16 protein-coding genes are annotated in these 13,438 nt (G+C 40.9%); 14 read left to right on the top strand and 2 right to left on the bottom strand.

Going from position 1 to position 13,438, the window contains the following annotated elements:
- Positions 1-8: 8 nt before the first annotated feature.
- The 4 genes from H5162_RS08910 to H5162_RS08895 are packed head-to-tail and all read left to right on the top strand — an operon-like array spanning position 9 to position 2,518.
- Entirely contained in the window at positions 9-779 is a 771-nt protein-coding gene (locus H5162_RS08910) for a ParA family protein (RefSeq protein WP_145239342.1), read from the top strand.
- Between the two features lie 3 nt (positions 780-782).
- Positions 783-1,580 (top strand): chemotaxis protein CheW, encoded by a 798-nt coding sequence (locus tag H5162_RS08905; protein ID WP_145239338.1) that lies wholly within the window; start codon positions 783-785, stop codon positions 1,578-1,580.
- A 19-nt stretch (positions 1,581-1,599) separates the two neighbouring features.
- Positions 1,600-2,097, top strand: a complete 498-nt coding sequence (locus H5162_RS08900) for a chemotaxis protein CheW (protein WP_145239335.1) — start codon at positions 1,600-1,602, stop codon at positions 2,095-2,097.
- Between the two features lie 16 nt (positions 2,098-2,113).
- Entirely contained in the window at positions 2,114-2,518 is a 405-nt protein-coding gene (locus tag H5162_RS08895; protein WP_145239332.1) for a DUF2802 domain-containing protein, read from the top strand.
- A 13-nt stretch (positions 2,519-2,531) separates the two neighbouring features.
- Here the strand turns inward: H5162_RS08895 and H5162_RS08890 are convergent, their stop codons facing one another.
- Positions 2,532-2,840 (bottom strand): EscU/YscU/HrcU family type III secretion system export apparatus switch protein, encoded by a 309-nt coding sequence (locus tag H5162_RS08890; protein WP_145239329.1) that lies wholly within the window; start codon positions 2,838-2,840, stop codon positions 2,532-2,534.
- A 3-nt stretch (positions 2,841-2,843) separates the two neighbouring features.
- Entirely contained in the window at positions 2,844-5,528 is a 2,685-nt protein-coding gene (locus tag H5162_RS21370; protein ID WP_259398196.1) for a flagellar hook-length control protein FliK, read from the bottom strand.
- A 102-nt stretch (positions 5,529-5,630) separates the two neighbouring features.
- On the opposite strand from H5162_RS21370, the gene ccmA reads away from it, so the two are divergent.
- From ccmA to H5162_RS08835, 10 genes are read left to right on the top strand one after another with little or no spacing between them, the layout of a single operon-like run.
- The gene (ccmA, locus tag H5162_RS08880) at positions 5,631-6,251 is read left to right on the top strand and encodes a cytochrome c biogenesis heme-transporting ATPase CcmA (RefSeq protein ID WP_145239326.1); all 621 of its coding nucleotides are present in this window, start codon (positions 5,631-5,633) and stop codon (positions 6,249-6,251) included.
- A complete protein-coding gene (ccmB, locus tag H5162_RS08875) occupies positions 6,251-6,937 on the top strand; it encodes a heme exporter protein CcmB (RefSeq protein WP_145239323.1) in 687 nt (228 codons plus the stop codon). The genes ccmA and ccmB overlap by 1 nt, the downstream gene beginning before the upstream one ends.
- Before the next feature lies 1 nt (position 6,938).
- Positions 6,939-7,676, top strand: a complete 738-nt coding sequence (locus H5162_RS08870) for a heme ABC transporter permease (RefSeq protein ID WP_145239320.1) — start codon at positions 6,939-6,941, stop codon at positions 7,674-7,676.
- Positions 7,677-7,678: 2 nt separating this feature from the next.
- Entirely contained in the window at positions 7,679-7,882 is a 204-nt protein-coding gene (ccmD, locus tag H5162_RS08865; RefSeq protein ID WP_145239317.1) for a heme exporter protein CcmD, read from the top strand.
- On the top strand, positions 7,879-8,358 hold the full coding sequence (gene ccmE, locus H5162_RS08860; RefSeq protein ID WP_145239314.1) for a cytochrome c maturation protein CcmE: 480 nt from the start codon (positions 7,879-7,881) through the stop codon (positions 8,356-8,358). Before ccmD ends, ccmE begins: the two co-directional genes overlap by 4 nt.
- 1 nt (position 8,359) lies before the next feature.
- Complete coding sequence (locus H5162_RS08855; protein WP_182778305.1) at positions 8,360-10,327, top strand: heme lyase CcmF/NrfE family subunit; 1,968 nt, start codon at positions 8,360-8,362, stop codon at positions 10,325-10,327.
- On the top strand, positions 10,324-10,896 hold the full coding sequence (locus H5162_RS08850; RefSeq protein WP_145239308.1) for a DsbE family thiol:disulfide interchange protein: 573 nt from the start codon (positions 10,324-10,326) through the stop codon (positions 10,894-10,896). Before H5162_RS08855 ends, H5162_RS08850 begins: the two co-directional genes overlap by 4 nt.
- Positions 10,893-11,354, top strand: a complete 462-nt coding sequence (locus H5162_RS08845) for a cytochrome c-type biogenesis protein (RefSeq protein ID WP_145239304.1) — start codon at positions 10,893-10,895, stop codon at positions 11,352-11,354. Before H5162_RS08850 ends, H5162_RS08845 begins: the two co-directional genes overlap by 4 nt.
- Entirely contained in the window at positions 11,355-12,635 is a 1,281-nt protein-coding gene (gene ccmI, locus H5162_RS08840; protein ID WP_182731018.1) for a c-type cytochrome biogenesis protein CcmI, read from the top strand.
- Positions 12,636-12,644: 9 nt separating this feature from the next.
- On the top strand, positions 12,645-13,376 hold the full coding sequence (locus H5162_RS08835) for a VacJ family lipoprotein (RefSeq protein ID WP_145239298.1): 732 nt from the start codon (positions 12,645-12,647) through the stop codon (positions 13,374-13,376).
- Positions 13,377-13,438 lie beyond the last annotated feature (62 nt).

Raw genomic sequence — 13,438 nt, 5'->3', positions numbered from 1 at the left:
GGTGTGATGTGAAAATTTGGACGGTAGCAAATCAAAAAGGCGGAGTAGGGAAAACGACCACGGCTGTGAGTTTAGCTGGTATATTAGCGCTGCAAGGAAAGCGGGTATTACTGATTGATACCGATCCTCATGCATCTTTAACGTATTACTTTGGCATTGATTCAGAAGATTTAGAAGTTAGTGTGTATGATATATTTGCCCGTGGTAACACCATGGCAAGTGAAGAAATATTGCAAGCTTTGTGTCCATCGAACATAGACAACTTAGATATTCTTCCTGCAACTATGGCTATAGCGACACTCGATCGTAGTATGGGTAATAAGACCGGAATGGGGCTTATCTTAAAAAAAGCCTTAGCAAAAATTAGTGAGCATTATGATTATGCTATTTTAGATTGCCCGCCAGTGTTAGGTGTCTTAATGGTTAACGCATTGGCTGCAAGTGAGCGCATTTTAGTGCCAGTACAAACTGAGTTTTTAGCTCTCAAAGGGCTTGACCGAATGATGCGGACCATGGAATTAATGCAAAGCTCGCAATCAAAGCAGTATCAATATACCATTATCCCTACAATGTATGATAAGCGCACAAATGCATCCCTTGAAGCATATAAGACATTACAGCAAACGTACCAAGAAAAAGTATGGCCAGGGGTAATACCCGTAGACACTAAGTTCCGTGATGCAAGTTTAGCTCAACAAGTACCGATTCAGTATTGTCCACGCTCAAGAGGTGTTTATGCTTATCGCGCATTACTCGATTATTTGATTGAACAAGGTTAATGAATGAGTAAGCAATTATTTGCTAATGAAAAAGTAATGACCCAGTACTTGGGGGCTTTACTGTGCGAAGACGATGAGTCAACAGACTTACACCCGGTTGCAAAATTACTCGAACAAGTTCCATCCACAGAAAGTAGCAATAAAATGCCACTAAAGGCATCGCAGCAAACGATTGTGCAGCCAAACGCACTTGATGAGCCAAAGACGAGCCTTGAGAAAGAAATACCAGCGCAAATTACACCGCTCCTTGAGAAACCACAGATCCAAGCTAATATCAAAGATATAGCTAAAGTGAGCGAACAGTTAAATATTGCTAAAGACAAGACTCCTGTACAGCGTCAAGAAGATTATTTTGACGGCGAGTTTCAGGCGTTATTCTTTGAAGTGGCAGGGCTGACTCTCGCTGTACCATTAAAAGCATTAGGTGGTATTCATCAATTAGGTGAAGTTAATCAGCTTTTTGGTAAACCCAAGTGGTTTAAAGGAGTGATGCTAAATCGTGATGAGAATCTTAATGTAGTCGATACTGCTCGCTGGGTGATGCCAGAAAAGTATACCCAAGAGTTAGAAGACAAATTAAACTACCAATACTTAATTACTTTAGGTAATAGCCAATGGGGATTGTTGGCTGAAAAGCTAGTTAATAATATTACACTACGTAGTGAAGATGTAAAATGGCGAGCTAAAAGTGGCAAGCGGCCTTGGCTTGCAGGTGTAATTAAAGAAAAAATGTGTGCCTTAATTGATGTGCAAAGCTTAGGTCAATTATTAGAGCAAGGTTTAGATAGCCGCGACCAGTAACGATATTTGGAGTAATAACATGAGTGAACAAAGATTATTATCAAGCAGTAAAAATACCGATGGCAATGATGAAGTATTGCAGTGGGTAACTTTTAAGCTTGAATCAGAAACCTATGGTGTGAATGTGATGCAAGTGCAAGAAATTTTGCGTTACACAGAGATTGCTCCAGTACCAGGTGCTCCAAGCTATGTTTTAGGGATTATTAATTTACGTGGCAATGTTGTAACAGTAATCGATACGCGTGCACGATTTGGTTTGATGTCTGCAGAAGCAACAGACAATTCACGAGTATTAATTATTGAAGCTGAAGAGCAAGTTATTGGTATCTTAGCCGACAGTGTAGCAGAAGTGGTTTATTTACGTAGCTCAGAAATTGATAGTGCACCAAACATTGGTACTGAAGAAAGTGCCAAGTTTATTCAAGGTGTTAGTAATCGTGATGGTGAATTATTGATTTTAGTTGATTTAAATAAATTACTAAATGACGAAGAGTGGGATGAGTTGAGCGATTTATAACGCTTACGGAAAAACTATGTTGTTATACTCGTTGCTTGGAGTCTCAATTGTACTGGTGCTAGTATGCCTGGGACTAATTTTTATTAATAATAATAAGTACGCTGCAGCATTAAAAAGCAAAATACTGCAACTGCAAGAAACTCAACAACAGCTCAGTATTTTACGCAGTGAAGTCGCAGAAATGCGCACCGGTATGCTAAGTATTGGTAAGCGCTTAGTTGCTGTAGAGCAGCGAAATCAAGAGTTAGCGCAGTTACAAGATGCGCAAAAATATGACGATCCTGATGCGAAAATTTATTCTCGAGCAGTGAAAATGGTTGAATTAGGTGCCGATATTGAAGAGATCATACGAGAGTGTGAACTTCCGCGTGCCGAAGCCGAACTATTAATGTCGTTACATCATCAAAAGGGCGCTAATTAGCGCCTTTTATTTTTTACGCCTGAATATTTAACTTGCCTTGAAAGTCTTGCCAGCCAGGTGGAAATTTACCCCGCAGTACATATGAAAAAGCAATCAGTTCGGCAATCACATAATACAGTTCTCTTGGGATCTCTTCGCCAAGCTCTAAATGCGATAACGTTTTAGCCAAAGCTTCATCTTTGTGGATCAAAATTCCTTTTTCTTCTGCGGCTTTAATGATCTCTTCTGCGAGCTCACCAAACCCTTTACTACTGACTGTAGGAGTGCGACCGGCTTCGTAAACTAAACCAATTGCAGACTTATGTTTTGGTATCTCACTCATGGTTTAAACCTTAATATTAATAATGGCATGGGACTGATAAAAAGCTTGGTGTTGCGGCGCACCTTGGCTTAGCTTCATTTCACCAACTTGTAAGCCATGAGCTGTTAATTTATGGCGCAAACTCTCAAGATGCGGATGAGCCATTGCGGTGATATCTTGGCTTGAGGCAAGTAATTGACAATCTAGTGCTTTATCCATTAATTCAGCGGTGATCTGTAATTGGCCTAGCTCTGCGTAATCAAAATTAAGTCGCACAAACCAAACATTTTTATCTTCGAGTTTATTTTGGCTTGGTTTTTTATATTGCCCTAATGAAATTTCTGTCTGTGCGGTTTCCGGTGGCAGTCGCATCGGCAGTAAAAATTGTACTAACGGATTATTATCAGGCTGCTGATTTATGGGGGTCGTGTTAATTTGGCTAATTGCAGTTTTTATTTGGCTCAGCTCAGCCGCTAATGCTTGTGATTGTGGCTGTAGTAATTGTTCTTGCAGTTTCTGTGGGTTAATTGCTTTAAAGTTAGGCACCAATACTTGGAGTAAAGCATCAAGTGAGCTTTGACTATTAAAATTCAATGCGCTGATATTTGCTAAGCTTGGAGCCGCTAAAATAGCCACGGCCAAATGCTCAACAGATTGGCTAAAACTATTTTGCAGGGCACTATTTGTTAAGCTTTCTGGACGTAAAACACTGAGTATTTCTCGTTGAATGGTTAACGGTTGCAACGATTGGCTGTCAATCATGCGGCTAAAAGCTTGATTGACTAGCCGATTTAAATCGACATTATCACTCACTTTGGTCGTTGCTAGTTTATCAATTTGTGAAGCGATATGCTGTTTATCGTAGTTTGCTGCTGATTTAAAATTAGGCAGCGGCTTTTCGATAGGCGTTTTTAAAAGTGGTGCCAATAATTTGGCTTCCAGTGGCAAGCTAATCTGGCTGGCTGGCAAAGCGCTAGTTATCGGCCCTTTTAATGGTGCATCGATATGTGAGTGGGTACTTGATTTTAGATTGTCGTTGTTTAACTGTGCTGTTAGAGATGCTACTTTGGTATCTACCCCAGCAGCAAACGGTGGAGTTGTTTTTAATTTTTGCTGAGCATCGGCTATAACTGTTTTGGCTGAAGCGCTATTATCACTGACATTGACAGTTGTACTATTGATTTTGCTGGGTAGAATTTGTTCGGAACTGCGTGCCGGCGCTTTAGTGATAGGTTCTTTATTTAGCTGAGCCGGTTGAGTCGGTTGAGCATGAATATCAGCGGCTGTTTGTTTTGGATTAGCAGTAACCTGCGGTATTTTATTTTGCGCTACTGCAGTTTGCTTGCTGGATTGAATCGCGGCGGCTAGTTTATTTAATTGCTGATGGCTATCTGTATCGTTGCTCAGTGGCGCCGCAGTAGTACTGTTATTTTTAACCACATTAGGCTCTGTAATACTTGCTAAACCGGCTTTTAATCGCTGAAATAACTGTATCAGGGGAGGCGACTGGTGATAATGCTTTGGCAGCGCGGTACCTTGACTGATATCTGCCAGTAATGGTTGGGTGTTGCTTGTCGCCATTGCCACAAGGTTTATTTGCCGGAGTGATTTGGGTAATAAGGTTTGTGCAGTTTGATGTGTTGGTGTTAGCGATTGTGCTACAGCTGATTTATTGCTGATCATTGCTAATTGACTAAATGGTTTGCTTTCAAAATAGCGTACTGCGTCACTTATTCGGGTTTTTAAGTCAGCAAAACTGTCTTGTAACCACGAGCTTATTGGGCTGCTACTGACCAATGAGGGGCTAATAGGTGCTGCACTTGTTTGGGTATTAAACTGGCCTGGTACATGGCTTTTTTGTACCAGTGAATTAAAAGTATGGGCTAATGAATTTTTTAACTGCAAGGCTATTTTTGCTAGCTGCGTTTTTATTATTAATTGTTCATTAAGCGCATTTAATTGTACTTTTTGAATTACTCCGCCAAGCTGAGTTGAGTGTGTACTGTGGCTCTGTAACGGCTGCTGAGGTACTAATTTAATACTGCCATTATAGTTATTAAAACTCAGTATTACGGCGTTTTTATCTAGCTGTAGCTGCCCGTTAGGCACTTGTTTACTTAGCCAAAGAGCAAGTTTTGCTTGACTGATTGGCTGTTGGTGAAGTGTATCAGCAAAGCGATTAATAACACTTAAGGTAAAATTATTGCGGTTCGGAGTAATTATTGCTTTTAGGCCTTGTTCACTGTGCAGTAGTTGGGCGACTTCTTTATTGATAGGAATACTGGCGTGTAATTGGTTTAACAGTAATTTTGCAGCAGGTTGTAAAATAATTTGCAACGACAATGGTTTATTATCGACCTGATCACCACTATTAATAAAATTCAAAACACTTTGCAGCTGGTTTGTTTGGCGTAGGCTGATTTCAGTTTGTTTTGGTAAAATAGTGAGTTGTTTACCATCATTACTGAGTTGAATATCGGCACTGGCAATTTTTTGAGTGTTTGTTTCAGTGCCAGTTGTAGCTAAGCGCAATGTTTGCCAATGCTTATCAATATAGACTTCCATCTGCACAGAGCCATTAGCGAATACGATATTTTTAGCGCTGAGTGTTTGCTCGCTGAAAACAGGTAATTGCTGTGCAACGCCATTGTGTGACGAATGACTTATAGGAAGCGAATTCGCTAATGTTATCTGTGTAGGTTTGTTCATTAATTTAAATCAAGTTTTCGTTAATAGGTGCAAAGCATTATTCGTATTACCCTATCATTATGATAGACTAACGCCTAATTTTGGGTATAGAGAATCATCATCTTGTTACACATTAAGTCCGTCACCTGCATCAAGCAAGAGCGTTGTTTGTTTGCGGATCTTAATTTCAGCTTGAAATCAGGTCAAATCATGCAATTAGCAGGCCCAAATGGGGCTGGTAAAACATCACTGTTGCGTATAATTGCGGGTTTTTCTGCGCCCGATGAAGGACAAGTTATGTGGCAAGGTGAATCAATTGCTAAAAACTATGATGAATTTGCCCGACAGTTGTTATTTATCGGTCATAAAACCGGGGTGAATAGTCAACTTAGTGCGATTGAAAACCTACGGTTTTGGTTGCAAATTCAAGGTTACAATACTGAGCAAGATCTTTACTCATTATTAGCTAAAATTGGCTTAGTTGGTCTTGAAGATGTACCTGTGCGTACTCTATCAGCCGGTCAGCAACGTCGTGTTGCGCTGATTAGGCTCTGGCTTAATGATGCGAAGTTATGGGTTCTGGATGAACCATTTACAGCCTTAGACAAATCCGGGGTTGCATTTTTACAACAACGGTTTTTAGCCCATCTAGAACAAGGTGGGGCGATTTTATTAACTACCCATCAAGATTTAACTACGCATTTTAATGAGTTACAAACAGTGACTTTGGAGTACCGACACTGATGTTACGCCAGCATTCATATTGGCAGCTATTTAGTGCCGTTTGTAAGAAAGATTTACAGCTGGCATTTCGCCAGCGTGCTGAAATCGTAAACCCCATTTTGTTCTTCTTGATTGTTATTACATTATTTCCGTTAGCAATTGGTCCTGAGCCCGGTCTACTTAGCCGTATGGCACCTGGTATTATCTGGGTCGCCGCTTTACTTTCAACCATGTTAGGCTTAGATAAACTATTTCGTGATGACTATCATGATGGTAGTTTAGAGCAATTGATTGCTTCATCGTACCCGCTACCGTTAACGGTGCTCGGTAAAGTTGTTGCCCATTGGATCATTACTGGCTTGCCGTTGGTGTTGATGACGCCGCTGTTCGCCTTGTTATTAAATTTAGACAATCAAGCATTGATTGCAACGGTGCTTACCTTGCTCTTGGGTACGCCATTACTTAGTTTTATCGGCGCTATTGGCGCTGGGCTTACTGTGGGATTACAAAAAGGCGGTATTTTGATGAGTTTATTGGTCCTGCCTTTGTATATCCCCGTATTAATTTTTGCAACGTCTGCTATCGATACCAGTACAATGTCACTGGATTATAGTGGGCAGCTTGCCATCCTTGGTGCGATGCTCGTCATTGCAATTATCAGCGCACCAATCGCCATATCGTCAGCATTGAAAGTGAGTGTAAGTTAATATGTGGAAGTGGTTACATCCCTACGCCAAAGCAGAGCGTGCATATCAATTATGCAATACGTTACTGCCCTATTTTACCGTGATAACGGTTGTCTGTATGCTTATTGGTTGGGTCTGGGGGTTAGCCTATGCGCCTGCCGACTATCAGCAAAAAGACAGTTATCGCATTATCTTTATTCATGTACCATCAGCTATTTTATCGATGGGTGCTTATTCATCAATGGCCATAGCTGCAGTGATCGCTTTGGTATGGCAACTTCGTAATGCAGAGTTAGCAGTAATTGCTATTGCACCTGTTGGTGCATGTGTAACTGCAATTGCACTTATTACTGGCGCCGCTTGGGGTAAACCTATGTGGGGGGCCTGGTGGGTATGGGATGCACGACTCACGTCTGAGCTCATTCTATTATTTTTATACTTAGGGGTATTGTCTTTATATCATGCCTTTGAAGATAAAAAAGCAGCAGGTCGAGCTGCATCTATTTTGGCTATTGTGGGGGTAATTAACCTACCAATCATCCATTTTTCTGTTGAGTGGTGGAACACCTTGCATCAAGGTGCCAGTATTACCAAGTTTGATACGAAAGCTATTGATCCAAGTATGTTTTGGCCATTAATGGTAAATATAGTCGCGTTTGCCGGCTTTGTCGGTATGGTGACTTTGATGCGTCTTAAAAATGAAATTTTACAACGTGAAAAGCATCGTCCTTGGGTGCGCCAGTTGTTGAATAGGGGTTAGTTATGCAGTTTGATTCTTTTTCTGATTTTATTGCCATGGGCGGCTACGGCTTTTATGTGTGGCTTTCTTTTGGTTCATGTGCACTGATTTTGTTAGGTATTTTAGTAAGCTCTTTGAATGATACAAAGCGTATTATGGCTTCTGTGCAGCAACAAGCTGAACGAGAAGCTCGCATTAAACACGCTAAGCAGGAGAATCATGCATGAACCCAAGACGTAAGAAACGTTTGCTTGGCGTCGTCGCTATTGTATTTGGTATTGGTGCCGCCATTGGTTTAGTACTTTATGCTCTGCAAGAAAATATTAATCTATTTTATACACCAAGTGAGTTAATCGAGGGGAAAGGCCCAGATAAAGAAAAGCCGCATATTGGTCAAAAGTTGCGTATTGGCGGTATGGTAGTTCCAGGATCAGTGATTCGGGATGAAACCAGCCTACAAGTAAGCTTTACCTTGATTGATACAGGCCCCTTAGTAACGATTAAATACCAAGGTATTTTGCCTGACTTATTTCGTGAGGGGCAAGGGATTGTTGCTCAAGGTGTGTTGATTGAACCTAATGTAATAGAAGCGTTCGAGGTATTGGCTAAGCATGACGAAGAGTATATGCCTGCCGAAGTTGCGGAAGCGGTGAAGGGGATCAAACACGAAAAACCAAAATATAACTTAGAAAGTGGCAATTAAGATGATCCCAGAAATCGGTTATTTTTCTCTAACACTGGCTATGGTGCTAAGTGTTTTATTGTGTATTTTTCCTTTGTGGGGCGCACATACTGGTAATTTACGGTTAATGCGTGCTGCTCCTTCATTAGCTATCGGCCAATTTGTATTCGTACTGTTGTCATTCGCAGCCCTTATTTATGCAAGTTTAACTGATGATTTTACCGTCACGTACGTGGCGTATCATTCAAGTAGTACTTTGCCTTGGTATTATAAAATCACCTCAACTTGGGGCGGCCATGAAGGCGCTATTTTATTATGGTTAGTTATGCAAGCTGGTTGGACTGCAGTTGTTGCACTGCGCTCTAATTCATTACCTTGGATATTAAGAGCACGTGTATTAGGTGTGTTAGGCTTTTTAGGGGTTGGCTTTATGCTTTATACTCTGTGGATGTCGAACCCATTTGAATTATTACTGCCGTATTTTCCTGTCGAAGGGCGCGACCTTAATCCGTTATTACAAGACCCCGGAATGATCATCCATCCTCCTTTACTGTATATGGGTTATGTTGGGCTATCGGTCTCTTTTTCATTTGCAATTGCTGCATTATTAACAGGTAAACTTGATAATACTTGGGCTAAGTGGTCACGTCCGTGGACAATGACTGCGTGGGGATTTTTAACATTAGGTATCACTATCGGAAGCTGGTGGGCATATTCCGAGCTTGGCTGGGGTGGCTGGTGGTTTTGGGATCCCGTTGAAAACGCATCGCTCATGCCTTGGTTAGTAGCTACGGCGCTATTGCATTCATTGACGGTAACTGAAAAACGCGGTGTATTTAAATCATGGACCGTATTACTTGCGATTGCTGCATTTTCATTAAGTTTACTGGGCACCTTTATTGTTCGCTCTGGCATTATTGTCTCCGTGCATGCATTTGCTACCGACCCCGATCGTGGTTTATTTATCTTAGCGTTTTTAGCGATAGTAGTCGGCGGTGCGTTAACGTTATATGCATTTAGGGTATCGCAAGTACGCAGCGAAGGTCGCTATAAACTGGTATCACGTGAAGTGGCATTATGGCTCAATAATATATTTTTAGTGGTTGCTACTTTTATTGTGTTACTAGGTACTTTATTACCTATGGTTCATAAAGAAATGGGCTTAGGCAGTATTTCAATTGGCGAACCATTCTTTAATAAAATGTTTGCCATTATTTTGGTGCCGTTTGCCATCTTAATGGGTATTGGCCCTCTGTTACGTTGGAAGCAAAACAAGTGGTCTTTTTTACAAAATAAACTCCTTGTCTCAGCGTTAATGAGCATAGTAATCGGTGCTACTTGGTTATATTCAAGTTATGCCATCGTAGCGCCTTTAACTTTATTGGCGACCACGCTTGCGATATGGATTGTGATCACCACCGGTGTTGATTTATATGTTAAAGCTACTGTGCAAACTAACTTTAGCCAAGGCCTTAAAAGGTTAGGACTTAGTTATTGGGCGATGGTACTAGGGCATGTAGGTATTGCCTTTGTCATCGCAGGAGTCACTTTAACTTCTGCGTACTCTGTTGAACGTGATGTTTCGATGAAGCCGAGCGAAATCGTGCAGTTAAACCAATATCAGTATCGCTTTGAAGGGGTTAACACTATTCGTGGACCAAACTACAGTGGTCATGCTGGAGAAGTGAGTGTCCTGAAAAATGATAAACTAGTTACTATACTGCATGCAGAAAAACGCCGTTACGATATTGGTATGCAATTTATGACTGAGGCTGCAATTGATGCTGGCTTTACCCGCGATTTATACCTTGCTCTTGGTGAGCAATTAAATAACGGTGGTTGGTCACTGCGTATCTACCATAAGCCATTTGTGCGTTGGATGTGGATTGGTGGTGTATTGATCTCACTTGCCGGTTTTATGATTTTAGGTGATAAACGTTACCGCACTAGTAAGAAAAGCATCGATAAGTCACAGGAGAAGCTAGTATGAACCGCAAGTTGTTAGCGCTAATACCTCTGTTGGCGTTTGTTTTAGTGTGCGTGTTTTTATTTCAAGGTTTGTTTTCAAACCCAAGAGAAATTCAAACTGGTCGGTTAGGTCAACCGATGCCAGCTTTTGATTTACCAGATTTAATGCAGGATTCAAAGCGTTGGCAAGATAGCCAATTAAAAGGCGATGTATATTTACTCAATGTGTGGGGCACTTGGTGTCCTACCTGTTTGGCTGAATTAGATTATTTAACCCAATTGCGAGAGCAAGGCGTTAAAATTATCGGGCTTTACTATGTGCAAAGTTACGATGCTGACTTTGATGGTGAATTTGATATGTCAGCGCTTCGTGAAGAAGTGGCGTCAATGCTAAGTCGTGCAGGTGATCCGTATCAGTTTAATATTCTTGACTTACATCGTACACTTTCGCTTGATTTAGGTGTATCAGGTGCACCTGAAACATTTTTAGTGGATAGCAAAGGCACCATTTTATTGCACCATACTGGCGATATAAACCCACGAGTTTGGCGTGCTAAATTTGCTCCATTGATGCAGGAATTACAGCCATGAAATATTTTATAATTGCTTTAATGATATTAGCTAGTGGCATAGCTATGGCAGAGCAAGATCGGTACCAATTTGATAACAACGAACAAGCGCAACGCTTTACTGAGTTAACTAAAGAATTACGTTGCCCTAAATGCCAAAATCAAAATATCGCAGATTCAGATGCTGTGGTTGCAAAAGATTTACGCGAAAAAGTATTGGCGTTAGTCAAAGAAGGCAAATCGAAAGACGATGTGATTGAATATATGATTGACCGCTATGGCTATTTTGTTCACTACGATCCGCCGGTTACGCCAGCAACATTAGTGTTATGGGTATTACCTATTTTGATTGTGGTATTTGGCTTTGGTTTTATTATTTTTCGACAACGTAAGGCTGCGGTTAAGCAAACATGGAGTGAGCAAGATGAGGCGTTATTAGCCAAGCTCATTGCGAAAAATGAACGTCAGGAGCAGATTTAAATGATACTAATGTGGGTTTCTTTTGCATTATTAACCTTATTAGCTGTGGCGTTTGTGGCATTGCCTTTTTTGAGTAAAGAGCGCATACAAAGTCTCACTTACAATGCTAATTCAGAGCTTATTGCCATTTACCATCAGCGCCTTGGTGAGCTGGCGAATGATTTAGCAAATCAACGTATTGATCAAGCTAACCATGATGAGTCTGTGATTGAGCTCAAACGTCGTTTACTAAATGAGTTATCACCTGAAAAATCACTGATGAGTAAGGGTAATAACCGTATCTTTGCGTTAACCGGTAGTGCATTTTTAATTGCTTTTACGGCTATATTTTATACTGCTACTGGCTCACAACAGCAATTACAGAACTGGCACAGCGCTATGGATAATTTACCTGCCTACGGTGAACGTGCAGTGATGCAAAAAGGCGAGCCTTTAACCCAAAATGAATTACAAGCGTTTGCGTTAGGGCTACGCACTAAACTAGATCAAAGTGGTGATGATCAAGTGGCCTGGATGCTGCTAGGACGTGTTGCTATGTCATTGAATGAATACGATATGGCACAACAGTCATTTGATAAAGTGTTGCGTCTGGATCCTGACAATATGCCTGTGCTTATCAGTTACAGCCAAGTGCTATTACTGGAAGGCAGTGAGGCAAATATGACGCGCGCTGCGGGTATGCTCTCTAAAGTACTTAAAGACGATCCAACTAACCTTGATGCTATTTCATTGTTAGCATTAATTGCTTACGAGCGTCACGATTGGTTACAAGCAAAATCAGCATTCGAAGTACTTTTAAATAGTATGGACGAACAAGACTCTCGTTATGGCATGATTGCTCAGAGGATTACTGAAATTGAACAAAATATTTCTGCTGAAAATACACAACAACAAGTTCAACAGAGCAGTGACGAAGATAATAACGCAGTCCAAACTAGCGCTATTAAAATCACTGTTAATCTTGCTCCACAGTTTACTGACAAGCTTCCAACGCAAGGAACCTTATTCGTCTTTGCAAAAGCCGCCAATGGTCCACCAATGCCACTCGCAGTGGTAAAATTAACAGATTATAGTTTTCCAATTGAAGTACAGTTAAGTGATAGTAATGCTATGGTTGCAGGTTTAACGCTTTCGAGCGTTGATAAAATTATTTTAACTGCACGCATTTCAAAGGATGCATCAGTAATGCCTTCAACGGGTGAGTTGGAAGGGCGTTCAGATGTGTTAGAACGAAGCCAAACCAAGGCTTATGATTTACTTATCAATGAATTAATACCTTAAGGATAAAAGATGTTAAGACAGAGTTTAGTTTTGTTTGGACTATTGGTGCTAGCAGGATGCGCACAAGTGCCTGACGAAAAAATAGATGAGCGAGATCCACTACAATCATTTAATCGTCCAATGTATGATTTTAATATGGATGTACTTGATGCGTATGTTCTGCGCCCTGTTGCGGTAGGATATGTGGCTGTAACGCCAACACCGGTGCGCCGTAGTATCGTCAATTTTACTGGTAACATTAGTGCACCAACTGATGTAATTAATGCCACGTTACAAGGTAAAGCGGGTAACGCAGGGGTTAGTTTAGCGCGCTTTTTAGTTAATTCAACAGTGGGTATTTTTGGCTTATTTGATGTTGCTACATCGCTTGGTTTGAATATTGTTGATGAAGACTTTGGTCAAACTCTGGGGGTGTGGGGAATAGGTGACGGTGCCTATTTAATGCTACCGGGAATGGGACCGTCAACAGCGCGTAACCTGACGGGTGATGTTGTTGATAGCTTTGTGTTACCGAAAATTGCCTTAACCACGCCACAAACTGTATTGGTGTTTGCATTAAAGGCCGTAGAAGCCCGAGCCTCTTTAATACCGCAAGAAAGCTTATTGAATGAGTCACTCGATCCGTATATTTTTATGAAAGACATTTACTTTCAACGTCAGTTATATGAGCTGTATGATGGTAATCCACCTGTTGAAAAAGAGCCCGAAGATTTTGATGAAGACTTTTTAGAAAGCCTTTAATATATTATATTTTCGGGTTAAATAACAATGCCAGCATCTAAGCTGGCATTGTTTTTACGGCG

The sequence above is a fragment of the Pseudoalteromonas sp. SR41-8 genome, from assembly GCF_014163915.1.
Classification (GTDB): Bacteria; Pseudomonadota; Gammaproteobacteria; order Enterobacterales; family Alteromonadaceae; genus Pseudoalteromonas; species Pseudoalteromonas rhizosphaerae.
Note: the sequence above shows the minus strand (reverse complement) of the source record. Positions and strands in the feature narration are given on the sequence as shown.

Excerpts from the sequence above, each read along its gene's own strand:
- ccmI (WP_182731018.1), top strand. The coding sequence starts at position 11,355 with ATGATACTAATGTGGGTTTCTTTTGCATTATTAACCTTATTAGCTGTG.
- H5162_RS08845 (WP_145239304.1), top strand. The coding sequence starts at position 10,893 with ATGAAATATTTTATAATTGCTTTAATGATATTAGCTAGTGGCATAGCT.
- H5162_RS08850 (WP_145239308.1), top strand. The coding sequence starts at position 10,324 with ATGAACCGCAAGTTGTTAGCGCTAATACCTCTGTTGGCGTTTGTTTTA.
- H5162_RS08835 (WP_145239298.1), top strand. The coding sequence starts at position 12,645 with ATGTTAAGACAGAGTTTAGTTTTGTTTGGACTATTGGTGCTAGCAGGA.
- ccmB (WP_145239323.1), top strand. The coding sequence starts at position 6,251 with ATGTTACGCCAGCATTCATATTGGCAGCTATTTAGTGCCGTTTGTAAG.
- H5162_RS08895 (WP_145239332.1), top strand. The coding sequence starts at position 2,114 with ATGTTGTTATACTCGTTGCTTGGAGTCTCAATTGTACTGGTGCTAGTA.
- H5162_RS08900 (WP_145239335.1), top strand. The coding sequence starts at position 1,600 with ATGAGTGAACAAAGATTATTATCAAGCAGTAAAAATACCGATGGCAAT.
- H5162_RS08870 (WP_145239320.1), top strand. The coding sequence starts at position 6,939 with ATGTGGAAGTGGTTACATCCCTACGCCAAAGCAGAGCGTGCATATCAA.
- H5162_RS08905 (WP_145239338.1), top strand. The coding sequence starts at position 783 with ATGAGTAAGCAATTATTTGCTAATGAAAAAGTAATGACCCAGTACTTG.
- ccmD (WP_145239317.1), top strand. The coding sequence starts at position 7,679 with ATGCAGTTTGATTCTTTTTCTGATTTTATTGCCATGGGCGGCTACGGC.
- H5162_RS08855 (WP_182778305.1), top strand. The coding sequence starts at position 8,360 with ATGATCCCAGAAATCGGTTATTTTTCTCTAACACTGGCTATGGTGCTA.
- ccmE (WP_145239314.1), top strand. The coding sequence starts at position 7,879 with ATGAACCCAAGACGTAAGAAACGTTTGCTTGGCGTCGTCGCTATTGTA.
- H5162_RS21370 (WP_259398196.1), bottom strand. The coding sequence starts at position 5,528 with ATGAACAAACCTACACAGATAACATTAGCGAATTCGCTTCCTATAAGT.
- H5162_RS08890 (WP_145239329.1), bottom strand. The coding sequence starts at position 2,840 with ATGAGTGAGATACCAAAACATAAGTCTGCAATTGGTTTAGTTTACGAA.